Genomic DNA, 21,503 nt, shown 5'->3' with positions numbered 1-21,503 from the left:
CGTCGCAGACCGCCACCGCCCCCGGCGATCCGGGCGGGTGCACCGACCACTAGGCTTCTTCAGTGTGAACGCAGCTGCCGGGCCTGGAGTATCTGCAGTTCGTGTACCCTCCTCGGGCCGTGTGCCGATCGTGGTGATGGCATCGGGTACCGGTTCGTTGCTCGAATCGTTGCTCCGACGGGTCGCCGACGATGCGCCGTTCCAGATCGTCGCGATCGTGGTCGATCGGCAATGCCGCGCCGCCGAGATAGCCGCAGACCACGGCGTCCCCCTGGTCGACTGCCGAGTGGCCGATCACGCCGACCGGGCCACCTGGGACGTTGCGGTCACCGAGGAAGTCGCGGCATTCGACCCGGCCTGGGTCGTCACCGCCGGTTTCATGAAAATCCTTGGCCCGGCCTTTCTCTCACGTTTCGGCGGCCGGATCGTCAATTCGCACCCGGCGCTGCTGCCGGCTTTTCCCGGCGCTCACGGTGTCGCCGACGCCCTTGCCCACGGGGTGAAGGTGACCGGCACCACCGTGCATCTCGTGGACGACGGGGTGGACACCGGTCCGATCCTCGCCCAGGAGCCGGTGGCGGTGCGACCGGATGACACCGAGGAGAGTCTTCATGAGCGAATCAAATCGGTCGAGCGTGAACTGCTCGCCGACGTGGTGACGGCACTCGTCACCAGAGGTGTAGTGATCGACGGACGAAAGGCCGACATCCCGTGAACACACAGAGCCCCGCCGGTGGTCGCCGGCCCATCCGCCGCGCACTCGTCAGTGTGTACGACAAGACCGGACTCGCCGATCTCGCCACCGCTCTCAACGAGGCGGGCGTGGAGATCGTCTCGACCGGATCCACGGCGAAAACCATTGCCGACGCCGGAGTTCCGGTCATCGAGGTCTCGGCACTGACGGGATTCCCGGAATGCCTCGACGGCCGGGTGAAGACCCTGCACCCCAAGGTGCATGCGGGGATCCTCGCGGACACCCGCAAGCAGAGCCACGTGGACCAGCTCGACGAACTCGGTGTCGCCGCTTTCGATCTCGTCGTCGTCAACCTCTACCCCTTCACCGAGACCGTCGCGTCGGGTGCCGCCCCGGACGAATGCGTCGAGCAGATCGACATCGGCGGGCCGTCCATGGTGCGCGGTGCCGCCAAGAATCATCCGTCGGTCGCGGTCGTGGTCAACCCGGACGACTACGAGGCGGTGCGAGGTGCGGTCGCCGACGGCGGTTTCAGCCTTGATGAGCGTAAAGCGCTGGCGGCGAAGGCGTTCCGGCACACAGCCGACTACGACGTGGCGGTCGCCTCGTGGATGTCCAGTGTGGTGGCACCGCCGGCCGATTCGTCGAACTTCCCGGACTGGGTGGGCGCCACCTGGAACCGGTCGTCGGTGCTGCGCTACGGCGAGAACCCGCACCAGGCGGCCGCCCTCTATGTCAGTGAGGCCGGCGGCGGACTGGCCTCCGCCGAGCAACTGCACGGCAAGGAGATGAGCTACAACAACTACACTGACGCCGATGCGGCATGGCGTAGCGCGCACGACTTCGACACACCGGCCGTCGCGATCATCAAGCACGCCAATCCGTGTGGCATCGCCGTCGGCGCGGACATCGCCGAGGCCCACCGCAAGGCGCACGCGTGCGACCCGGTCAGCGCCTACGGCGGCGTGATCGCCGCCAACCGCGAGATCACCGTCGAGATGGCCGAACAGGTGGCGGAGATCTTCACCGAGGTCATCATCGCTCCCGGGTTCGCCGACGGTGCGCTCTCGGTGCTCACCCGCAAGAAGAACATCCGCGTGCTCACCGCGCCCGCTCCGGCGCGGACCGGGGTGGAGACCCGACCGATCTCCGGCGGGCTGCTCATGCAGCAGCGCGATGTGCTCGACGCCGACGGCGACGACCCGGCGAACTGGACCCTCGCGGCCGGATCACCGGCCGATCCGGACACCCTTGCGGACCTCGAATTCGCTTGGCGGGCATGCCGTTCGGTCAAGTCCAATGCGATCCTGCTGGCCGACGGCGGTGCCTCGGTGGGCGTCGGGATGGGGCAGGTGAACCGGGTCGACTCGGCACACCTCGCCGTTCAGCGTGCCGGTGACCGTGCCGCCGGCAGTGTCGCGGCGTCGGACGCCTTCTTCCCGTTCCCGGACGGCCTGCAGGTCCTGCTGTCCGGCGGTGTGCGCGCGGTGGTGCAGCCGGGCGGTTCCATCCGTGACAACGAGGTCATCGAGGCGGCGTCCGAAGCCGGTGTCACGCTGTATCTCACCGGTGCGCGGCACTTTGCGCACTGAGTCCCCGAGTTCGTGAGTCCGGCCGAGTTCGCTTTTCTCGTCGCCGCCGGATTCGGTGCCGGACTCATCGGCTACATCACGGGATTGGCGTCGGTGGTGAGCTATCCGGCGCTGCTCGCGGTCGGGCTGCCACCGATCGCCGCCAACGTCACCAACACCGTGTCCCTGGTGGCCGTCGGTATCGGTAGTACGGCGCAGTCGGGACGTGTTCTGCTCGACGGCGACCGGCGTCGATTGATCGGCGGCATCGTCGCCTCCCTGGTCGGCGGCACGATCGGCGCCGTGACCCTGTTGCTCACCCCGCCAGGCGCCTTCGAGGCGATCGTCCCGTTCCTCGTGGCGCTCGCCGCGCTGTGTCTGCTGGGCCAGCCGATGCTGCGGCGGTGGGCCACGAGCCACGCCGACCGCCCCGGACCGTGGCTCATCGGCCTCGTCCTGATCTCCGTCTACGGCGGCTACTTCGGTGCGGGTGCGGGCATCATGGTCCTTGCATTGATGCTGGTGCTCACCAGTGAGCCGTTGTGGCGCGCCGCGCTGTCGAAGTCGGTGTTCCTGGGAATCGCGAACACCGTTGCCGCTGTCGGTTTCATGATCTTCGGTCCGGTGCACTGGGCGGCCGCATTCGCGATGGCGATCGGGTGTCTCGCCGGCGGCTGGTGCGGGCCCCCGGTGGTCCGGCGGCTGCCCGCAGAACCGTTGCGGATCGTCGTCGGCATCGGCGGACTCTGCCTCGCGGCCTGGCTCGCCGTCGGCTGACCTCGCACCGTCCCGGCACCGCCGAGAGAACCCCAAATCGCGCCGAGAGAACCCCAAATCGCGCCGACGGAACCCAGGATCGCGCCGACGGAACCCGGGATCGCGCCGACGGAACCCGGGATCGCGTCGACGGAATCCGGGATCGCGTCGACGGAATCCGGGATCGCGCCGAGAGAACCCGGAATCGTGCCGAGAGAACCCGGAACTGCGCCGAGAGAACCCGAAATGGCGTCGACGGAACCCGAAATGGCGTCGACGGAATCCGGGATCGCGTCGACGGAACCCGGGATCGCGTCGACGGAATCCGGGATCGCGTCGAGAGAACCCGCGGCGTTTCGCTCGCGGCGAGGAAAAGTCTGGTCGTCCGCGCACCGGACGGCTACACATGCACCGTGAGTATCGATTCAGCCCTCGGCCAGGTGAAAAGCGCAACGATCTCGTCTGGCGTCGAGTTCGACATCCACGAATTCGGTCCGCACTTCGGTGCGGAGATCCGTGGGGTCGATGTCGCGGTGCTCACGGACAGCCAGATCATCGCGCTGCGACGCGCGCTGATCGATTACAAGGTCGTCGTCGTGCGCGATCAGCACATCGACGACGCGACCCACATCGAGTTCGGCCGTCGGATCGGGGATCTGACGTTCGGGCATCCGGTGTGGAACAGCGGTGACGTTCCGGGCGAGGTCTACGCGCTCGACAGCAGCGACGACGGATTCGCCGACGTCTGGCACACCGACGTCACCTTCATGCCCAGGCCGCCGATGGGATCGATCCTGCGTCCGGTCGTGTTGCCGCGCAATGGCGGTGACACCAATTGGGCCGACGCCGAGCTGGCCTATCAGTCGTTGTCGGAGCCGATGCGCCGTCTGGTGGATTCGCTCACTGCGGTACATGACGGCAACCGTGCCTTCGGCTATTACCTCAAACAGCGGCGTGATGGCCGCGGAAACACCTGGGACGGGGAGGAAGTCACCGAACTCGTGCCGGTCGCTCATCCAGTGGTACGAATCCATCCGGAGACGGGGCGCAGATCACTCTTCGTCAACCCGGGTTTCACCTCCCACATCGAGGGCGTCTCCGACGCCGAGAGCCGAGGCATCCTCGATCTGCTGTACGCCCACATCACCAAGCCGGAGCACATCGTCCGTCATCGGTGGCGTCTCGGTGACATCGTGATGTGGGACAATCGCAACACCCTGCACTACGCGAACCGCGACTACGGCGACACCCGGCGGGTGATGCACCGGATCACGCTGCGCGGCGATGCACCGCTCGGTCCCGCCGACTGACGGCCTCTGGAGAACACCAAACCTCATCTCTCGTCAGCAATCTTCCGCGCACGAAGGGTTTCAGACGACAGATGAGGTTTCTGCATTCCATGGCCTGGCCCGCGATCGTATTCAACTAAAGGGTTGACAACGGAGCGTCAGGAGCGCAGAGTCGTATTCAACCGAACGGTTGAGGAGGCGTCAGGTGGCAGACGAGCTGTCAAAGGTTTTCGCCGCTCTCGCGGACCCGACCCGGCGCGACATGGTTGCCCGTCTGGCGGTGTCCGACGCGACGGTCAGCCAGCTCGCCGACCCGTACGACGTCAGCATTCAGGCCGTGTCCAAGCATCTGAAGGTGCTCGAGGATGCCGGCCTGGTGACCCGCACCCGGGAGGCGCAGACCCGCCCGGTCCATCTGGAAGCGGAGGTGTTCGACCTCATGACCAAATGGATCGAGCGCTATCGCAGGCAGGCCGAGGAGCGCTATCAGCGACTCGACGCCCTGTTGGCAGAAATGAATGATGGCCCCGCCATCGCCATGAACGACGGACCCGCGGCACGACGTCGCGAGGACGAGAAACCCCGAAGGAAAGGAAAGGCGTCATGAGTGCAGTGCAGACCCGCTACGCGGAGGCCGCGATCGAGGCGGACAAAGAGGTGCCCATCATCCGGATCACGCGCGACTTCCGCGGAACGCCGGCGCAACTGATGAAGGCGCACATCGACCCGGACCTGTTCGTCCGCTGGGTCGGACCCGACTCGATCAGCAGCCGCGTCATCGAATGGGATGCCCGCGATGGCGGGAGTTGGCGATACGTGTCGACACGGGGCGACGAGGAGTTCGGTTTCCGTGGATGTTTCCACACGGTGTCCGACGACACGATCGTGCAGACCTTCACCTTCGAGGGCATGCCCGATCAAGTGGCGCTGGAGACTCTCTCGTTCGAGGACCTCGGCGACGGCACCACCCGGCTACACGCCCAATCCCTGTGCGACAGCTTCGAAGCCCGCGACGGCTGGCTGGCCTCGGGCATGGAGACCGGCGTCAACGAGGGATACGCCGCGCTCGAGAAGCTGCTGGCCTCGGGTGAGGTGTGATCACAGTGTCCGATTCGATCTCCGGTCTCTCCGTGGCCCAACGTCATCGTGCCGTGGCCGCAGATTTTGCCGATCAGATTGCCGCTGTGTCCGACTGGGATGCCCCGACACCGGTCGACGGCTGGGTGGCACGCGATGTCGTCGCCCACCTCGTCGAGTGGTTCCCCGGATTTCTCGCGGGCGGGGGAGTGGATCTTCGCCAGGGCCCGAAGGTATCCGAGGATCCGCTCTCGGCGTGGCTGGCTCATGCCGCGGCCGTCCAGGAGTTGCTCGACGGGCCCTCCGCCGACGACACATTCCGTCACCCGATGGCAGGCGAGCACCGATTGGCGGACGCAGTCGACCGGTTCTATACAGCCGACGTGTTCATGCACACGTGGGACCTCGCCGTCGCCGCGGGTAACCCGCCCGATCTCGATCCGGACTTCGCCGAGCAGCTGCTCGCCGGGATGGTCGGTATCGAGGATCTGTTGCGGTCGTCGGGCCAGTACGGCCCGGCCGTTCCCGTCGCCGACGACGCCGATCCGGTGACCCGCCTGGCCGCATTCATCGGCCGCGATCCGGAGTGGTCCGGTTCTGTCACACGGTGACGGGCCGCACAAGCGGAGTACCGTGGACAGGGTGCCAGAGGAGAATTTCACGTCCCATACCTCTCAGACCACCGAAACCCGCCATCCGTCCGCCCGCACGCTGGGTGAACTGCGCGCCAGTGGTCACATCCAACGCAGCGTGCGTGATGAGATCCGCAACAACCTGCTGTCCGCCCTTCGCGAGGGTCGCGATCCGTGGCCGGGCATCGTCGGGTTCGAGGCGACGGTCATCCCGCAGCTCGAACGGGCGTTGCTGGCCGGCCACGACGTGGTGATGCTCGGTGAGCGTGGTCAGGGCAAGACGCGCATCCTGCGCACCCTGGTCGGGCTCCTCGACGAGTGGACTCCGGTCATCGCGGGTTCCGACCTGGGCGAACACCCCTATGAACCGATCACACCGGGGTCGATCCGCAAAGCGGCGAATCTACTCGACGACCTGCCGATCGAGTGGCGCCACCGTAGCCAGCGCTACAGCGAGAAGCTGGCCACGCCGGACACCTCGGTCGCCGACCTCGTCGGTGACATCGACCCGATGAAGGTGGCCGAGGGCCGCAGCCTGGGTGACCCCGAGACGATCCACTTCGGCCTCATCCCGCGGGCCCACCGCGGCATCGTCGCCATCAACGAGCTGCCAGACCTGGCCGAACGCATCCAGGTCTCGATGCTGAACGTGATGGAGGAGCGTGACATCCAGGTCCGCGGCTACACGCTCCGCCTCCCGCTGGATGTGTTGGTGATGGCCAGCGCGAACCCCGAGGACTATACGAATCGTGGGCGGATCATCACGCCGCTCAAGGACCGATTCGGCGCGGAGATCCGTACCCACTACCCGCTCGAACTCGACGACGAGGTCGCGGTGATCGAGCAGGAGTCGGACCTCACCGCGACCGTGCCGACGTTCATCACCGAGATCTTGGCGCGGTTCACGCGGTACGCGCGTGACCATCCGTCGATCGACCAGCGTTCCGGGGTCTCGGCGCGGTTCTCGATCGCAGGCGCGGAGACCGTCGCGGCCGCCGCCCTGCACCGCGCGACCGTGACCGGCGAGGACGTTCCGGTGGCCCGCGTCGTCGATCTGGAGTCGGTGATCGAGGTGCTGCGCGGAAAGATCGAGTTCGAATCCGGCGAGGAAGGCCGCGAACTCGAGATCCTCGAGCACCTCATGCGCAAGTCGGTCGCCGATACAGTGCGCGCGCACCTCGGCGGCATCGACATGGCGCCGTTGGTCGACGCCTTGGAGAACGGCGAACCGGTCGTGACCGGGGACCGCGTCACCGCCGCGGATCTCCTCGGGTCGATCCCCGCGCCGGAGGTCACCGCTGAGGTGCTCGACGCGATCGCCGAACGTCTCGACGCCGAGGTGGACGGCGAACGCGCCAGCGCGGTCGAACTCGCGCTGGAAGGATTGTTCCTCGCACGACGTATTGGCAAAGAGGCCGACGAGTCCGGGCAGACGATCTATGGCTGAGCAGCCGCAGCTCGCGGCGGTGAGGGGTGAGTGCGCGCGCCGCGACCTCCGTCCCACGTGGGTTGAGGGTGTGCGGCGCAACCCCCGATCCCTGGGTGCCGAGGGTGTGCGGCTCAGCCCCCGATCCCTGAGGAGGCCCGGAGCGCTAGCGGAGGGCCGTCACGAAGGGTCGGCCCTTCGTGACGCTCGCAAGCTCGCTCCTCAGGGGCCGGGGGGTGACGCTCGCGAGCTCTGTCTTCCACGGGGCTCAACCTCGCTCTCCACACACTTGAACTGAGGGGCACAGACCATGGCGCACAAGAGTTTTCACCGGTCCCGATATCAGCGGTACACCGGTGGTCCAGACCCGCTTGCGCCTCCGGTGGATCTGCGGGAGGCGTTGCGCGACATCGGCGACGACGTGATGGCCGGTGCGTCGCCGCAGCGGGCATTGCGTGAGTTCTTGCGTCGCGGAACCCAGGACATGCGTGGGCTCGACCGGCTTCGGGAACAGGTGAACCGGCGTCGCCAGGAGCTGTTGAAGAAGCGCAATCTCGACGGGACATTCGCCGAGATCCGGGAACTGCTCGACCGGGCGGTTCTGGAGGAGCGCAAGCAGCTCGCCCGCGACCTCGACGACGATGCACGTTTCGCGGAGATGCAGATCGGCAGCCTTCCGGCGTCGACGGCGCAGGCCGTCGAGGAACTGTCCGAATACAACTGGCGCAGCCCGCAGGCCCGGGAGGACTACGAGAAGATCAAGGACCTGCTCGGACGGGAGCTGCTCGACCAGCGCTTCGCCGGGATGAAAGAGGCCCTCGAAGGTGCCGGCGAGCAGGACCGCCAGCGCATCTCGGAGATGCTCAAAGATCTCAACCAGCTTCTCGACGCGCACAACCGTGGCGAGGACACCACCGAGCAGTTCGACGAGTTCATGGACAAGCACGGCGAGTTCTTCCCCGAGAACCCGCGCAACACCGAAGAACTCATCGACTCGCTGGCCCAGCGTGCCGCGGCGGCTCAGCAGTTCTACAACTCGCTGACCCCGGAACAGCGGGCCGAACTCGATCAGCTGGCGCAGCAGGCCTTCGGCTCGCCGGAGCTGATGAGTCAACTGTCGCAGATGGATTCGGCGCTTCGTCAGGCGCGCCCGGGTCTGGACTGGGACGACGCGCAGTCGTTCTCGGGGGACCAGCCGATGGGTCTCGGCGAAGGTGCGGCTGCACTGCGCGACATCTCCGAACTCGAGGCGCTCAGCGAGCAACTCTCCCAACAGTATGCCGGCGCACAGATGGACGACATCGACATCGACGCCCTGGAACGCCAGCTCGGGGAGCAGGCGGGCGTGGATGCGCGGACGCTGCAGGAGCTGGAGAAGGCGCTGTCCGAGGAGGGATTTTTCGACAGGACCTCCGACGGTCAGCTGCGGCTGAGTCCGAAGGCGATGCGGCAGTTGGGGCAGTCGATCTTCCGCGACATCGCCGAACAGTTGTCGGGACGTGGAGATCGGCAGACGCGTCGCAGCGGGGCACTCGGCGAACCGACCGGTGCGTCACGCGAATGGGAGTTCGGCGACACCGACCCCTGGGACGTGACGCGAACCGTGTCGAATGCGGTGCTGCGGACCATCTCCGAGAGCGACGAACCGTCGTTGGTCTCCAATGAGATGGCCAGGTCCGGAGTGCGGATCGACGTGCGAGATGTGGAGGTCGCCGAGACCGAGGCCCGAACCCAAGCGGCGGTCGTGCTGCTCGTCGACACCTCGTTCTCCATGGAGATGGAGGGTCGGTGGACGCCGATGAAGCGCACCGCCATCGCGCTCAATCACCTCATCTCCACCCGGTTCCGCAGCGATGAACTGCACCTGATCGCGTTCGGCCGATATGCACGGTCCATCGACATCGCCGAACTGACCGGCCTGCAGCCCCGGATGGAGCAGGGCACCAACCTGCATCACGCCCTGCTGCTGGCGCAGCGTCATCTGCGACGTTTCCCGAATGCACAACCGGTGGTCCTCGTGGTCACCGACGGCGAGCCGACAGCGCATCTGGATCCGAGTGGGGAGCCATTCTTCTTCTATCCGCCGCATCCGCAGACGATCGCGTTGACGGTGCGTGAACTCGACCATGTGGCCCGATTCGGTGCGCAGGTGACGTTCTTCCGGCTCGGTGAGGACCCGGGGCTGGCGCATTTCATCGATCAGATCGCGCGGCGGATCGGTGGCCGAGTGGTAGCGCCTGACATCGACGGGCTCGGTGCCGCCGTGGTGGGCGATTACCTCAGCGCGCATCGGGGCCGCCGCAAGTGATACGGGTGGACGACTCGGGGGAAATCTCGGGGTTTTCCTGGGGTTCTCGAGTGTTCGCGGCCATCGAAATCAGGGTGGTTCTGTGCCTGGGCGGCCACTAGGCTTGCTGATTGTGATGAACCCGGACGATCTCCCGGCCCCCGACGATCGCAGGGCGCGGTTGCGTGCCGCCGACGCGGATCGCGAACTCGTGCATCGGATCCTGTCCGCGGCGATGGCCGTTGGCAGCTTGTCGCCGGCCGAGTACGAGGAGCGGGCAGGGAAAGCCGTGGTGGCGAAGACGTTCGGGGAGCTCGATGAGCTCACCGACGATCTGCCCGTGGGCGAGCTCGGAGTGCCCATGCCCTTCGTCGGGGAGACCAGGGTGAGCCGGGTCGCCGTGCCCTCGGATCGTCGGCCCATTCAGCATCGGTTCGCGCTGATGTCCGCCACCGAGGTGCGCGGCAATGTGGCGCTCGCGGACAGTCTCTCGGCGACGGCGATCATGGGTGGCGTCGACCTCGATCTTCGCGACGCCGAGTTCACCGCGCCCACCCTCACCATCCGGTGCACCGCCATCATGGGGTCGGTGGACATCACGGTTCCGCCCGACGTGACGGTTGAGGTCGGCGGGTGGGCGATCATGGGCGGATTCGGTGGCCGTGCGTCGGGTCAGGGCGTCCCGGGTGCTCCGACGATCCGGGTCGTCGGCATCGCGTTCATGGGTGGGGTCGACGTCAAGCGGAAAGACCGCAAGCCTCCGCGGGTGTGAGCACCGGTTTGGGTGCTGAGCGTCACCCGCTCCCTGAGGAGCGAGTCTGCGAGCGTGACCGCCCGCTCCCTGAGGAGCGAGTCTGCGAGCGTGACCGCCCGCTCGCTGAGGAGCGAGCCTGCGAGCGTGACCGCCCGCTCCCTGAGGAGCGAGCCTGCGACGGTGACCGCCCGCTCCCTGAGGAGCGAGCCTGCGAGCGTCACGAAGGGTGGTTCTCCGTCGCGGCAGATTCTGGGTGCTGTCGACGAGATCATGGGTTCTGTCGGCGGGATTCTGGGTTCTGTCGGCGCGTGGGTGCGAGCACGAGGTCGGTCGGTGCGCGGGCGCTCGGGTCAGACGGCCGAGTATCGGTCAGGCCAGGAGAAGCGCGATGACGGCGATCGCCGGGATGGAACTCAGCGTGGTGATCAGGGCGGTGTCGCGCGCCATGATCTGCGCCCGACGGTAGCGCGTCGCGTACACGAGGACATTCTGGGCGGTCGGCAGCGCGGCGATGACCACCTGCGCGAACAGTGCGTGACCCGTTTCGCCGAAACCGAATCGCGCCACCACGTACACCAGCACCGGCATGGCGATGATCTTGAGCACGCTGGCCAAGGCGATGTCGCGGCGTGGGCTGTGGCCCTTCTTGAACACCGTCGCGCCGGTCAGCGACAGGCCGAAGGCGAGCAGGGCGCACGGCACCGAGGCGTTGCCGAGCATCTTCATCGGCTCGAGGATCGCCGCCGGTGGGCGCAGCCCGATCGCCGAGATCACCAGCCCGGCCACGCCGCCCAAGACGATCGGGTTGGTGAGCGGTGCGATCACCGCGTCACGCAGAGTCGTCGATCGCGACGCGTGTCCCAGCGCCGGATCGGTCACGGTCGCGTCGAGCGTGATCAGCGCCATCGGCGAATAGATCAGGATCTGGAACAACAGCAAAGGTGCGATGAACGATGCGTCGTCGAGCACGAAGATGGCGATCGGTAGTCCGAGGTTCACGCTGTTGACATACGACGACGCGAGCCCGCCGATCGCCAGTTCAGGGATCTCCCGTCGCAGCCAGAGCCGGGCGACCATCACGTACACGATGCCGATCGTGAGCGCACTGCCGCCGGCGATGATCAGGGTCTTGGAGAAGATGACCGACAGGTCCGACGTCACCAGCGAGTGGAACAGGAGTGCCGGCGTACACACGAAGAAGACGAGACGCGAGAGCACCTCGTGCGCGCTGTCGCCGAGGACCCGGGTTCGTCCGAGGAGATAGCCGATCCCCACCACGATGAAGATGACGGTGAAGCCCGAGACCACGCCTGACACCGGTCGAGTGTATTGCCCTAGTCTGGATCGGACATTCGGTGGTGGCCGGCCGCCGACCGGCACGCACGAAGGGGGCGTCGTGACCAATCCTCCCGGTTCGGGACCCGAAGGGCGGTCCGACGACGAGTGGAGTGCGGTGCCGCCGGATACCGGGTGGCCGTTCGCGGACCCGTCGACTCGGAATCCCTCCGTGCCGCCGTATCAGCCGTATCAACAGGGGCCGTACCAACAGACGCCTCATCAACCGGTTCCTCATCAACCGGTGCCTCATCAACCGGTGCCGTATCAACCGGGGCCGCATCAACCGGGTCCGGTCGGGCCGAACCAGCCAGGCCCGAACTATCCCTACCCGTACCACGACGGGGTGCGGCCGCAGACCGACGGGCGCGCGATCGCCGCACTGGTTTGCGGTCTGTTGTCCTTCCCACTCGCCGTGATGTGCAGTGGGTTGCTGCTGCCGCTGCCGGTCATCGCCGTCGTCCTCGGAATTCTGTCCCGCCGGGACATCAGGTCGTCCGGTGGTCGCAGCGCGGGGATGGGTATGGCGGTTGCCGGGATCGTCTTCGGCGCGATCGGCATCGTGCTGATGCTCGTGATGCTGGCCATACTCGGCAGAGAGATCGCGCGCTGACCTCACAGAGGTGTCGGCAAACTACGCTGGAGTCCGGGCACCGTCCCGGGGAAGGACGAATCGATGACCAACCCGACCGATCCGACACCGAACTCTCCGGACGAGGACAGGCACGCACAGCCCGCTGATCCCGCGGCCTCAACACCGCAGCCGGATGAGCCGTCGCCGCCGACTCCGGGCTACGAGGGCGCACCACAGTCGAGCCCGCCGCATCAGTACGGCGCCGCACCAGAGTATGGCCAGGCGTCGCCCTATGGCGGCACCACACCACCCCAGCCCGACGCGGCATCCCCGTACGGTTCGAACCCCGAGTACGGCTCCGGTCAGTACGGCTCTGGTCAATATGGCAGCGCTCAGTACGGCCCTGGTCAGTACGGCTCCGGTCAGTACGGCAGCGCTCAGTACGGCTCCGGTCAGTACGGCAGCGCTCAGTACGGCTCCGGTCAGTACGGCAGCGCTCAGTACGGCTCCGGTCAGTACGGCTCGCCGTACTACGGGGGTCAGTACGGCGCTCCGCCGCAATACGGCGGTGCCGGCGCCTACGGCGTCGGCTATCCGGTCGCCCGTCAGACCAACGGCAAGGCCATCGCATCGCTGATCTGCGGTATCGGGTCCTTCGTGGCATGTCCCGGTGTGCTCGGCGTGGTCGCGGTGATCCTGGGGAACTCGGCGCGCGACGAGATCGCGGCGTCGGGGGGAACCCAGGAGGGGGAGGGGATGGCCAAGGCGGGACTGATCCTCGGCTGGATCTCGATCGCCATCATCGTCGTGGTCTTGGTGATCATGCTCATCGCCCTGATCATCGGGGCGTTCGCGGCCGCCTGACGAAGGCTGCCGGCACGTTTTGGAGCTTCGCACCCCGGCCCGGTAGTCTGGGGAGGTTGTGTGCCGCGCCTTACCGGCTGAAGAGCTGTGACGGACCGGGCGCACCGATCGGCGGGACCTGTCGACCTAGGTCGGATGGGAACCCACAGACTTACACGTAGGAGAAGGGCTCAACCATGGCTGTACCCAAGCGCCGGATGTCGCGGGCGAACTCCCGCAGCCGTCGTGCTCAGTGGAAGGCGGACAACCCCGCTTTGCAAGAGGTGAAGGTGAACGGCGTCGCACAGCGTATGCCGCGTCGTCTCGTGAAGGCCGCCAAGGCCGGCATCATCGACCTGGATCGCCGCTGAGCGACGTGCACTGAGCTCGACCACGGTCGGCTCATCGCCCGCACGCACAAAGACATACCGACGACCGCCCCGGGATCTCCCGGGGCGGTCGTCGGCGTGCTCTGTGCAAGCGGCACCGGGGAACTGACACGATGTTCCCGTGTTGCAGGAGATTCTCAACGACGTCGGCATCGTCGTCTTCGCCGCATCCGGCGCGTTGCTGGGCGTGCGCAAGGACTTCGACCTCTGGGGCATCATCACCGTGGGTGCCCTCACCGGCGTCGGCGGTGGCATCCTCCGCGATGTCGTCTTGGGGATCACTCCGCCGTCCTCCATCGAGAACTGGCCGCCGATCGTCATCGGTGCGGCGACCAGTCTCGCGGTCTTCTTCTTCCACCCGGCCTTCGCCGAACTCCGCCGCACCATCCTGATCTTCGATGCCGTCGGCATGGGTGTGTTCGCGACCAGCGGCGCCGCGCTCGCACTCGATCGGCACACCAGCGCGTTCGCAGCCGCTCTGGTGGGTCTGCTCACCGCGGTGGGCGGCGGCATCCTGCGTGATGTCCTGGCCAACGAGGTGCCCCTGCTGCTGCAGCCCGCTGACCTCTATGCCGTGCCTGCGGTGATCGGCGCCGGCATCGTCGGCGTGTGCGGGACCTACGCGTGGGGGCCGGTCTGGATCTGGCTCATCGTCGGGACGGCGGTCGCGACCGGCCTGCGGCTTGCCGGACTCCTGTTCGGATGGCGGCTGCCGACAGCACCCGAGGGTGTGCTGCGACGGCGATCGAGGCCGTCCTGAGAGCGTGTTTGAAAACTCGGATGTGCGGCGTGTGACGGATGGGATTTGAGTGAACTCCTGGTAGGTCAGTGAGTGCTAACAACACGTACTCACCAGGAGTTCACCATGCCATCATCACCCATCGGTGCGTGCCCGTCCTGCCCGACCCCCACCCACGGGTCTGGTCATCGGTGCGAGGTCTATCCGTCCTCCAGTGTCACCGATGCCCAGTGGGCGGTCCTCGAACCGCTCCTGCCACCGGCCGGGAACACCGCAGGACGCGGTGGCCGACCCGAGAAGTGGTGTCGCCGAACCGTTCTCGACGCCGTTTTCTATGTTGTCCGCGGCGGTATCGCCTGGCGACAACTCCCCTCGGAGTTCCCACCCGCGATGACCGTCTACGCGATCTTCCACCGCTGGGTCACCAGTGGAGCGTGGCGCCGCATCCACAACTGCCTCCGCGACATGCTGCGCGTGGCCGACGGCCGCAACCCGCTGCCGACCGCGGCAATCATCGACGCTCAATCGATCCCCGGCGCCGATACCGTGCCCGGTGCCAGTCGCAGCTACGACGCCGGCAAGAAGGTCAACGGACGCAAACGCCACATCGCCGTCGACACCACCGGTCTGCTGCTGGCGATCGTGGTCCACGTCGCCAACATCCAGGACGCCGACGGTGGTGCCCGAGTGTTGGCCGCGCTGCGCGCCCAGTTCTCCACCATCACTATGGTCTGGGCTGACGGCGGCTACCGCGGCAGACTGCTTATCTGGGCGAAAAACGTTCTGGCACTAACCGTTACGATCGTCAAACGCACCGACGACATGACTGGATTCCACGTCCTACCGCGCAGGTGGGTCGTCGAACGCACCTTCGGTTGGATCGTCAAACACCGCCGCTGCGTCCGCGACTACGAAACCCGACCCGACCACCACGAAAACATGGTGTACATCGCCCTCATCGCTACCATGTCACGACGACTGGCCAAACTTGCCTGAGTTTTCAAACACGCTCTGAGGCGTCAGCGGTCGGATCGGCCGGTGCCGCCCGTGTCATCGGCGGCATCGTCGGACTCGCTTCCGGGCCGCCGCCGGCGCAGTTTGTGTGTCCCGTCGCACATGGGTGCCGTGGATGTGCGACCGCACCGGCAGAGGGCGATGGTGGAACGTCGGACGGGGATTCGGCTACCGTCGGGTTGGTAGAGATCGATCGGTCCGCGTACCAACAGTGGGCCGTCGTCACAGACGACGATCGAGGTGTGGTGTGAGGCGGGGAGCTCACTTCCCTGGTTGCCGTCCACCTGTCCGCCCTCAATGTGATCGCCGGAGTCCATGTGCCCTCACTTTCCACGTATCCGATTCGCGACCTCGACGACGCTACCAGCGACCCTCAGCCGCGGATGCCGCTTCCTGCCGCGCGCGGGCCGCGTAGTCGGGCCCTGATCGCGGCGCTCGTCGAGCCTCCTCCGGGCGGCGCGCGCGACCTGCCCGGCCTGGTCGGAGGAGATCTGCCCACCGGGCGCGACTTCCTGCTCGACGAAGACGTCGCCATCACCCTGACGATGCTCTATGAGCTACAGCTGCGAGGCATCGAGGGCGTCTCCGACGATTGGGAGACCGATATCGACCTGCTCACCGCACGCTCGCTACTCGAAGCCGAATTCCTCGAGGCGATCGATCATCTGGTGGGCCCGGTGGACTCCACTGGCGACGTGCCGGCAGCCCTGTGGCTGATCGGGGCTCGCGACGACGGACCGCCGCTGTCGAAATTCATCGCGCGCACAGCAGACGTGACACACCTCCGCGAGCTGGTCGTCCATCGGTCGCTGCACCAGCTTCGCGAAGCCGATGTGCACACGATGGCGATACCGCGCCTGCACGGTGCCGCGAAGGCTGCCCTGATCGAGGTGCAGATGGACGAATACGGCGGTGGCGTTCTCGACCGGATGCACGCGACGCTGTACGCCCAGATGATGGGTGCGATGGGGTTGTCCCCGGGCTATGCGCACTACGTCGATTTGATTCCGGCAGCGACGCTCACCGGCGTGAACGCGCTGTCGATGTTCGGGATGCAGCGCCGGCTGCGGCACGAACTGGTCGGCCACCTCTGTGCGGTCGAGATGACGTCGGCGCTACCGAGCAAGAACTACAGTCGCGGCCTTGCGCGACTCGGCTTCGATCGCTCGGCCCGGCTCTTCTACGACGAACACATCGAGGCAGATTCGGTGCACGAACAGCTGATCGTGCGGGAGGTCGCCGGGCGCCTCGCACGCGCCGAACCGACTGCCGGGCCCGCACTTCTCCGTGGTGCGCTGACCGCGATCGCCTTGGATGCACTGGCGGCCGAGCACATCTGGCAGCGCTGGGAAGCCGGGACGAGCTCGCTATTGCACCCGCTCGAGGGCGTTACATCGTGAGTTTCAGCAGCTCTTCAGGAACTCCGGTTAGTGTGCGCGGGATGTCCACCCAGAGCGCACTCGGCGCGGCATGGGATGAGGCGACGTCGGCTCTCATCGCCAGCCTTCCCGTTCCGATACCTGTCATCACCGATCATCCCGACGTGTACCGACCGGCCGTCGACTCCGCGTTGCTGTGTCTGGCTGTCGCCGAGGAGTTTCGGCTCCGCGGGAGCGGCGGATCGGCTCTTGAGCTGTGTGCTGGTAGTGCCGTGGCCAGCCTCTATGCGGCCAGGTGGGCCACGGATGTGACTGCGGTGGACCGCAATCCGGCCGCGGTGGAGGCCATGCGGGCCAACGCACGCGCCAACGGCGTCAGGCTGGACGCCCGCTGCGCCGACATCACCGAGCTCGAATGTCGGGCCGCGGACGTGGTGTTCGCGAATCCGCCCTACGTTCCCGCCCCCACCGACACACCGCCGTCGGCACACGGCTTCGCCTGTGACGGAGGTGAACACGGCCGAGATGTGATCGACGCGATCATCGACCGTGGGCCGATGCTGGTACGGCCCGGCGGGACGATGCTGTTGGTGCACTCGGCGATCTCCGGCGTCGACCACACGGTGGCGGCGCTCGGCGCAGCGGGGTTCGACGCTGCGGTGCAGCAGCGGTGGACCATCCCGTTCGGGCCCGTGATGGATTCGCGGGCAGGCTGGTTGGCCAAGCGCGGGCTGATCACGTGGGAACAGCGGCACGAGGATCTCGTCGTGGTGCGTGCGCGTCGACCGTGGTGACGGCGGGGGTCGCAACGGGCAGTTTCGCGTGCACCTCCCCGATGCCCGGCGACGCCGGCCGGAACCGGGGAGGTGCTGCGCGACAGCAGCTCTCGTCTTCTACTGTGCGATGAACTTGTTCACGGCCCGGTTGACGAAGTTCGGAATGAACTTCGCCGCGTTGCCGAGAACCAGGGTCTGCGTCCCCACCGCGTAGCTCGTGCGGTGCAGCAGTTTGTCCTGCCGGGTCGGATGCACTGACTCCCACACCTTCTCGGCCACCTGTTCGGGCGTGATGCGAACCCCGAGCGTCTTCGTCGACTTCGCGTCGTTCATGGCCAGGGCGGTCTTGGCCCACAGCGGCCAGATGGAGACGGCACGGATGTCGTCGTGTTCCCACTCCAGTTCGAGTGCCTCGGTCAGGCCGCCCACGAAGAACTTGGTGGCGCTGTAGGTGGCGATGCCGGGCTGTCCGTAGATCGCTGACGCCGACGCGATGTTGACCAGATGGGCTCCCGGTGTCTTCCGGAGGTACGGGTAGGCCGCCTGCGCGCCCAGCGCCACGCCGAGTGCGTCGATGTCGATCTGGCGACGCACGGCGTCGGGCGAGATCTCGTGCAGCGGGCCCTCGACGAGGATGCCGGCGTTGTTGTCGAGTACATCAAGGGTGCCGCCGGTGTGTGCGGTGAACTCTGCGAGGGCTGTGCCCCATTGCTCGGGGTCGCGGACGTCCAGGGTTCCGGTGATGAACCGGGGGTGATTCGCCGCGACCTTGGCGAGAGCCTCTGCATCGACGTCGTATACCCCCACGGTCCACCCTTCGCGGCCGAAACGCTCGGCGGTCGCGAGTCCGATACCCGACGCCCCGCCGGTGATGAAGATCGATGACATATGGCTCTCCCGCCTTTGACCTGCTATTTCGTCGCTCTCACGGAACTTACTCGTGAGTATATATCCGAGACTGTTTACTGCCCCACGCCCTGATGCTATCGTGACAACACGCATTGTCATAACAGTGCTCATTGTCATGAAAGAACACTTGTTCACCAAACGGCCCGGAGGTCGACACCGATGACTGCAGCGATGGAACGGACGCAGAGCGATGGCGCTCGCCCAGACACCGCTCACACAGAGAACGTGATCAGCATGCGTGATCAGGGGCCCAACGAGGTCTCCGAGCGTCTGCTGGCGTCGGCGGCGCGGCTGTCGCGCAACGCGATGACCGAGATCGATTGGTCGGAGCCGATGGACCCCACCAAGTACGGATGCAGCCCCGAGTGGTCGTCGCTGTACGGAACCGCCTACTGGGACGAACTCACCGAGGACGAGCGCATCAACGTCACCCGACACGAGTTCGCGTCGATCATGAACATCGGCATCTGGTTCGAGATGATCCTGCAGGAGATGGTCATTCGCGATCAGTACCTCGGCGCCTACCACAGTCCCGAGTTCCAGTTCGCGCTCACCGAGATCGCCGACGAATGTCGCCACTCGATCATGTTCGCCAAGGCGTCGGAGAAGATGGTCGGTACGTCGTACAAGCCGACCAAGAAGGTCGGCCGTCTGGGCAAGCTGTTCAAGCGCACCGCCAAGAACGAGGTCGCCTACGCCGGCATCCTGGTCGCCGAGGAGGTGCTCGACGTCTTCCAGCGCGGATGCATGCGCGACGACCGCGTGCTGCCGTTCATCCGGACCGTCAACGAGATCCACGTGCTCGAGGAGTCGCGACACATGAAGTTCGCGCGCGAGGAGGTGCGCGAATCGCTCAACGGGGTCGGCTGGGCCCGGCGTCAGTTCAGCGCGCTCTATGTGGCGCTCGGCGCGTACTTCATCGTCACCAGTTTGGTGCAGAAGCAGGCCTTCGCCGACGCGGGACTCGACGCTGATCGTGCGGTCGCCGAGATGCGTTCGAACTCCCACTTCCAGTCGATGATCCGCAGCAGCTGCGCACACCTGATGGAGTTCCTCGACGATGTCGGGCTGCTGACCCGCCCGGCGATGTACTACTACCGGAAAGCGAACATGCTCTGATGTTCGTCATCACTCAATCCTGCTGCAGCGACGCGGCGTGTGTGTCCGTGTGTCCGGTGAACTGCATCCACCCGACGCCCGAGGAACGCGGGTTCGGTAGCTCCGACATCCTGCACATCGATCCCGAGGCCTGCATCGACTGCGGCGCATGCGCGGACGCGTGCCCGGTGGATGCGATCTATCCGGCGGACAAGTTGAGCGCCCGCGACACGGTGTTCATCGACATCAACGCGGACTTCTACAAGAACAATGCCGACATCACCTCCGGGTGGGGGCCTGCGCCGGGATCGGAGCCGACCGGCGACACACCGACGGTCGAGTACCCCGAGATCCCGAAACTTCCTGCCGGGCTGCGGGTTGCGCTGGTCGGTACCGGACCGTCGGGCGGCTATGCCCTGCGCACCATCCTGGACCGCACCGAGGCGTCGGTGACCGTCATCGACAAATTGCCGACGCCGGGCGGACTGGTCCGCGCCGGTGTGGCGCCCGACCATCCCGGCACCAAGGGAGTGCTGCGCGGATTCGACCTGCTCTACCGCGATCCGCGGGTCACCATGGCGACCAACGTCGAGGTGGGCACCGACACCGCCGCCGGCCAGATCACCCCGGCCGAGCTCGCCGAGCACTTCGACGCCGTGTTCTACGCGGTCGGTGCCATGCAGTCCCGTCGTCTGGGGATCCCCGGTGAGGATCTGCCGGGTTCGACGTCGGCGACGGACCTGGTGGCCTGGTACAACGCCGTGCCCGACAAGGCGGCGCCGCCGATCCCGGCCGATGGTTCGGGACGGGCGGTCGTGGTGGGGACCGGCAACGTCGCGCTCGACGTCGCGCGAATCCTGGTGTCTCCGCCTGCGGCGCTCGCCACCACCGACATCGCCGACCGTGCCCTGCGGATCCTCGAGGAGCAGAACATCCACGAGGTGGTGGTGCTCGGTCGTCGAGATCAGGCCGACGCCGCCTACACGTCGGCGGAATACCGTGCCCTGGCGACGATTCCGGGTGTGGAGGTCGTCGTCCACGATGACCCCTCCGCCGTGCCCGATCTCGCGGCACCGGCCGACCCGACCCGGCGTCGAATCGTCTTCCTGTTCCACACCGCACCCGAGGAGATCATCGGGGAGGATTGCGTCGAGGCCGTGGCCGTCCGGACAGGGGAGCGTCGCCACACCATTACCGCCGATCTGATGGTGCGGTCGATCGGATACCGGTGCACGCCGATCGCCGGCCTGCCCTTCGACGAGGACCGGAGCGTGTTCCCCAACACCGATGGCCGAATGGTCGACGAGGCAGGCGCGGTCATCCCCGGCGTGTACGTCCTGGGCTGGGCGAAGCGCGGTCCGAGCGGCGGGATCGGCGCCAACAAGGTGTGCGCCGAGTCGACCGTCGAGGACTTCATCCGCGACGCCGCCGACGGCACCCTGATCCGTACCGAACACCCGCCGAGGGCCTTCAGTGCACTGTTGCGCAAGCGGACCCGGCATGTCATCGGCTACCGCGGGATCCGGGCCATCGACAGCAGCGAGCGTCGTCGCGGTGTTCGCGAGGGCCGACCGAGGGTGAAGTTCACCGAGGTCGCCGATATGGTCGGCGCCGCGGGGAGGTTCAGCCGCGTGCCCCGGTGATCGGGTGCGGTGGGGTTTCGATACGGCCTCGGCTGGCGCCTCGGCCTACTCAACCAGCGGTTGGGAAGTCTCGGGTGGTGCCTGGGCTTACTCAACCGGCGGTTGGGAGGGTCTCGGGTGGTGCCTGGGCTTACTCAACCAGCGGTTGGGAAGTCTCGGGTGGCGCCTCGGCCTACTCAACCGGCGGTTGGGAGGGTCTCGGGTGGTGCCTGGGCTTACTCAACCAGCGGCTGGGAAGTCTCGGGTGGTGCCTGGGCTTACTCAACCAGCGGCTGGTAGGTCTCGGCTGGTGCCTGGGTCGACTCGACTCGTGGGTGG

At 66.6% G+C, this 21,503-nt stretch carries 23 protein-coding genes; 19 read left to right on the top strand and 4 right to left on the bottom strand.

What is annotated here, in order from left to right; translation table 11 throughout:
• The first annotated feature begins 136 nt into the window (after window positions 1-136).
• The 10 genes from purN (at window position 137) to AC4AMJ_RS16700 (ending at window position 10,504) form a co-directional block, all read left to right on the top strand.
• Window positions 137-715, top strand: coding sequence for a phosphoribosylglycinamide formyltransferase (gene purN, locus AC4AMJ_RS16745; protein WP_489918451.1), 579 nt, complete (start codon window positions 137-139; stop codon window positions 713-715).
• Complete coding sequence (gene purH / locus AC4AMJ_RS16740) at window positions 712-2,286, top strand: bifunctional phosphoribosylaminoimidazolecarboxamide formyltransferase/IMP cyclohydrolase (RefSeq protein WP_489900010.1); 1,575 nt, start codon at window positions 712-714, stop codon at window positions 2,284-2,286. Before purN ends, purH begins: the two co-directional genes overlap by 4 nt.
• Window positions 2,287-2,298: 12 nt before the next feature.
• On the top strand, window positions 2,299-3,042 hold the full coding sequence (locus tag AC4AMJ_RS16735; protein WP_489900011.1) for a sulfite exporter TauE/SafE family protein: 744 nt from the start codon (window positions 2,299-2,301) through the stop codon (window positions 3,040-3,042).
• A gap of 392 nt (window positions 3,043-3,434) precedes the next feature.
• Window positions 3,435-4,331 (top strand): TauD/TfdA dioxygenase family protein, encoded by an 897-nt coding sequence (locus AC4AMJ_RS16730; RefSeq protein WP_489913400.1) that lies wholly within the window; start codon window positions 3,435-3,437, stop codon window positions 4,329-4,331.
• A 184-nt stretch (window positions 4,332-4,515) separates the two neighbouring features.
• Window positions 4,516-4,917 (top strand): ArsR/SmtB family transcription factor, encoded by a 402-nt coding sequence (locus AC4AMJ_RS16725; protein ID WP_489900013.1) that lies wholly within the window; start codon window positions 4,516-4,518, stop codon window positions 4,915-4,917.
• Window positions 4,914-5,408 carry an SRPBCC domain-containing protein gene (locus AC4AMJ_RS16720; protein ID WP_489900014.1) on the top strand — a complete coding sequence of 165 codons (495 nt, stop codon included), beginning with the start codon at window positions 4,914-4,916 and terminating at the stop codon, window positions 5,406-5,408. Before AC4AMJ_RS16725 ends, AC4AMJ_RS16720 begins: the two co-directional genes overlap by 4 nt.
• Window positions 5,409-5,413: 5 nt before the next feature.
• Window positions 5,414-5,998 (top strand): maleylpyruvate isomerase family mycothiol-dependent enzyme, encoded by a 585-nt coding sequence (locus AC4AMJ_RS16715; RefSeq protein WP_489913398.1) that lies wholly within the window; start codon window positions 5,414-5,416, stop codon window positions 5,996-5,998.
• A 22-nt stretch (window positions 5,999-6,020) separates the two neighbouring features.
• Entirely contained in the window at window positions 6,021-7,466 is a 1,446-nt protein-coding gene (locus AC4AMJ_RS16710) for a sigma 54-interacting transcriptional regulator (RefSeq protein ID WP_489900016.1), read from the top strand.
• Between the two features lie 289 nt (window positions 7,467-7,755).
• Window positions 7,756-9,753, top strand: coding sequence for a VWA domain-containing protein (locus AC4AMJ_RS16705; protein ID WP_489913396.1), 1,998 nt, complete (start codon window positions 7,756-7,758; stop codon window positions 9,751-9,753).
• A 115-nt stretch (window positions 9,754-9,868) separates the two neighbouring features.
• Entirely contained in the window at window positions 9,869-10,504 is a 636-nt protein-coding gene (locus AC4AMJ_RS16700; protein ID WP_489900791.1) for a DUF1707 SHOCT-like domain-containing protein, read from the top strand.
• A 351-nt stretch (window positions 10,505-10,855) separates the two neighbouring features.
• On the opposite strand, the gene AC4AMJ_RS16695 is transcribed toward AC4AMJ_RS16700, so the two are convergent.
• The gene (locus AC4AMJ_RS16695; RefSeq protein WP_489900018.1) at window positions 10,856-11,803 is read right to left on the bottom strand and encodes an AEC family transporter; all 948 of its coding nucleotides are present in this window, start codon (window positions 11,801-11,803) and stop codon (window positions 10,856-10,858) included.
• A gap of 79 nt (window positions 11,804-11,882) precedes the next feature.
• Between AC4AMJ_RS16695 and AC4AMJ_RS16690 the strand changes: the two genes are divergently transcribed.
• The gene (locus AC4AMJ_RS16690) at window positions 11,883-12,434 is read left to right on the top strand and encodes a DUF4190 domain-containing protein (protein ID WP_489913394.1); all 552 of its coding nucleotides are present in this window, start codon (window positions 11,883-11,885) and stop codon (window positions 12,432-12,434) included.
• A 138-nt stretch (window positions 12,435-12,572) separates the two neighbouring features.
• On the opposite strand, the gene AC4AMJ_RS16685 is transcribed toward AC4AMJ_RS16690, so the two are convergent.
• Complete coding sequence (locus tag AC4AMJ_RS16685; RefSeq protein ID WP_489918450.1) at window positions 12,573-12,956, bottom strand: pentapeptide repeat-containing protein; 384 nt, start codon at window positions 12,954-12,956, stop codon at window positions 12,573-12,575.
• A 63-nt stretch (window positions 12,957-13,019) separates the two neighbouring features.
• Here AC4AMJ_RS16685 and AC4AMJ_RS16680 point away from each other — a divergent pair, with 63 nt between their 5' ends.
• From AC4AMJ_RS16680 to AC4AMJ_RS16665, 4 genes are all read left to right on the top strand, one after another.
• Window positions 13,020-13,259 (top strand): DUF4190 domain-containing protein, encoded by a 240-nt coding sequence (locus AC4AMJ_RS16680; RefSeq protein ID WP_489918449.1) that lies wholly within the window; start codon window positions 13,020-13,022, stop codon window positions 13,257-13,259.
• Between the two features lie 176 nt (window positions 13,260-13,435).
• Window positions 13,436-13,609: a 50S ribosomal protein L32 gene (rpmF, locus tag AC4AMJ_RS16675; protein ID WP_489900020.1), complete on the top strand. Its 174-nt coding sequence runs from the start codon at window positions 13,436-13,438 to the stop codon at window positions 13,607-13,609.
• 139 nt (window positions 13,610-13,748) lie between these two features.
• Window positions 13,749-14,387 carry a trimeric intracellular cation channel family protein gene (locus tag AC4AMJ_RS16670; RefSeq protein ID WP_489900021.1) on the top strand — a complete coding sequence of 213 codons (639 nt, stop codon included), beginning with the start codon at window positions 13,749-13,751 and terminating at the stop codon, window positions 14,385-14,387.
• 105 nt (window positions 14,388-14,492) lie between these two features.
• A complete protein-coding gene (locus AC4AMJ_RS16665) occupies window positions 14,493-15,362 on the top strand; it encodes an IS5 family transposase (protein ID WP_489896485.1) in 870 nt (289 codons plus the stop codon).
• A 23-nt stretch (window positions 15,363-15,385) separates the two neighbouring features.
• Here AC4AMJ_RS16665 and AC4AMJ_RS16660 read toward each other — a convergent pair whose 3' ends face one another.
• A complete protein-coding gene (locus tag AC4AMJ_RS16660; protein ID WP_489900022.1) occupies window positions 15,386-15,697 on the bottom strand; it encodes a CDGSH iron-sulfur domain-containing protein in 312 nt (103 codons plus the stop codon).
• Window positions 15,698-15,763: 66 nt separating this feature from the next.
• On the opposite strand from AC4AMJ_RS16660, the gene AC4AMJ_RS16655 reads away from it, so the two are divergent.
• Window positions 15,764-16,780, top strand: a complete 1,017-nt coding sequence (locus AC4AMJ_RS16655) for an iron-containing redox enzyme family protein (protein WP_489913392.1) — start codon at window positions 15,764-15,766, stop codon at window positions 16,778-16,780.
• Window positions 16,781-16,821: 41 nt separating this feature from the next.
• Window positions 16,822-17,553, top strand: coding sequence for a HemK2/MTQ2 family protein methyltransferase (locus tag AC4AMJ_RS16650; protein ID WP_489900025.1), 732 nt, complete (start codon window positions 16,822-16,824; stop codon window positions 17,551-17,553).
• Between the two features lie 99 nt (window positions 17,554-17,652).
• Here the strand turns inward: AC4AMJ_RS16650 and AC4AMJ_RS16645 are convergent, their stop codons facing one another.
• Window positions 17,653-18,423, bottom strand: a complete 771-nt coding sequence (locus AC4AMJ_RS16645; protein ID WP_489900026.1) for an SDR family oxidoreductase — start codon at window positions 18,421-18,423, stop codon at window positions 17,653-17,655.
• A 180-nt stretch (window positions 18,424-18,603) separates the two neighbouring features.
• On the opposite strand from AC4AMJ_RS16645, the gene AC4AMJ_RS16640 reads away from it, so the two are divergent.
• A complete protein-coding gene (locus tag AC4AMJ_RS16640) occupies window positions 18,604-19,563 on the top strand; it encodes an AurF N-oxygenase family protein (RefSeq protein WP_489913390.1) in 960 nt (319 codons plus the stop codon).
• Complete coding sequence (locus AC4AMJ_RS16635) at window positions 19,563-21,185, top strand: FAD-dependent oxidoreductase (RefSeq protein WP_489913388.1); 1,623 nt, start codon at window positions 19,563-19,565, stop codon at window positions 21,183-21,185. Before AC4AMJ_RS16640 ends, AC4AMJ_RS16635 begins: the two co-directional genes overlap by 1 nt.
• The last annotated feature ends 318 nt before the right edge of the window (window positions 21,186-21,503 follow it).

The organism is Gordonia sp. LMA484 (assembly GCF_058129505.1).
This window is presented reverse-complemented; position numbering and strand designations above follow the sequence as displayed.

Bases quoted from the DNA above. Each gene is read 5' to 3' on its own strand.
- purN (WP_489918451.1), top strand. From the start codon at position 137: ATGGCATCGGGTACCGGTTCGTTGCTCGAATCGTTGCTCCGACGGGTC.
- AC4AMJ_RS16720 (WP_489900014.1), top strand. From the start codon at position 4,914: ATGAGTGCAGTGCAGACCCGCTACGCGGAGGCCGCGATCGAGGCGGAC.
- AC4AMJ_RS16705 (WP_489913396.1), top strand. From the start codon at position 7,756: ATGGCGCACAAGAGTTTTCACCGGTCCCGATATCAGCGGTACACCGGT.
- AC4AMJ_RS16700 (WP_489900791.1), top strand. From the start codon at position 9,869: ATGAACCCGGACGATCTCCCGGCCCCCGACGATCGCAGGGCGCGGTTG.
- rpmF (WP_489900020.1), top strand. From the start codon at position 13,436: ATGGCTGTACCCAAGCGCCGGATGTCGCGGGCGAACTCCCGCAGCCGT.
- AC4AMJ_RS16665 (WP_489896485.1), top strand. From the start codon at position 14,493: ATGCCATCATCACCCATCGGTGCGTGCCCGTCCTGCCCGACCCCCACC.
- AC4AMJ_RS16660 (WP_489900022.1), bottom strand. From the start codon at position 15,697: ATGGACTCCGGCGATCACATTGAGGGCGGACAGGTGGACGGCAACCAG.
- AC4AMJ_RS16655 (WP_489913392.1), top strand. From the start codon at position 15,764: ATGCCGCTTCCTGCCGCGCGCGGGCCGCGTAGTCGGGCCCTGATCGCG.
- AC4AMJ_RS16650 (WP_489900025.1), top strand. From the start codon at position 16,822: ATGTCCACCCAGAGCGCACTCGGCGCGGCATGGGATGAGGCGACGTCG.
- AC4AMJ_RS16645 (WP_489900026.1), bottom strand. From the start codon at position 18,423: ATGTCATCGATCTTCATCACCGGCGGGGCGTCGGGTATCGGACTCGCG.
- AC4AMJ_RS16640 (WP_489913390.1), top strand. From the start codon at position 18,604: ATGACTGCAGCGATGGAACGGACGCAGAGCGATGGCGCTCGCCCAGAC.
- AC4AMJ_RS16635 (WP_489913388.1), top strand. From the start codon at position 19,563: ATGTTCGTCATCACTCAATCCTGCTGCAGCGACGCGGCGTGTGTGTCC.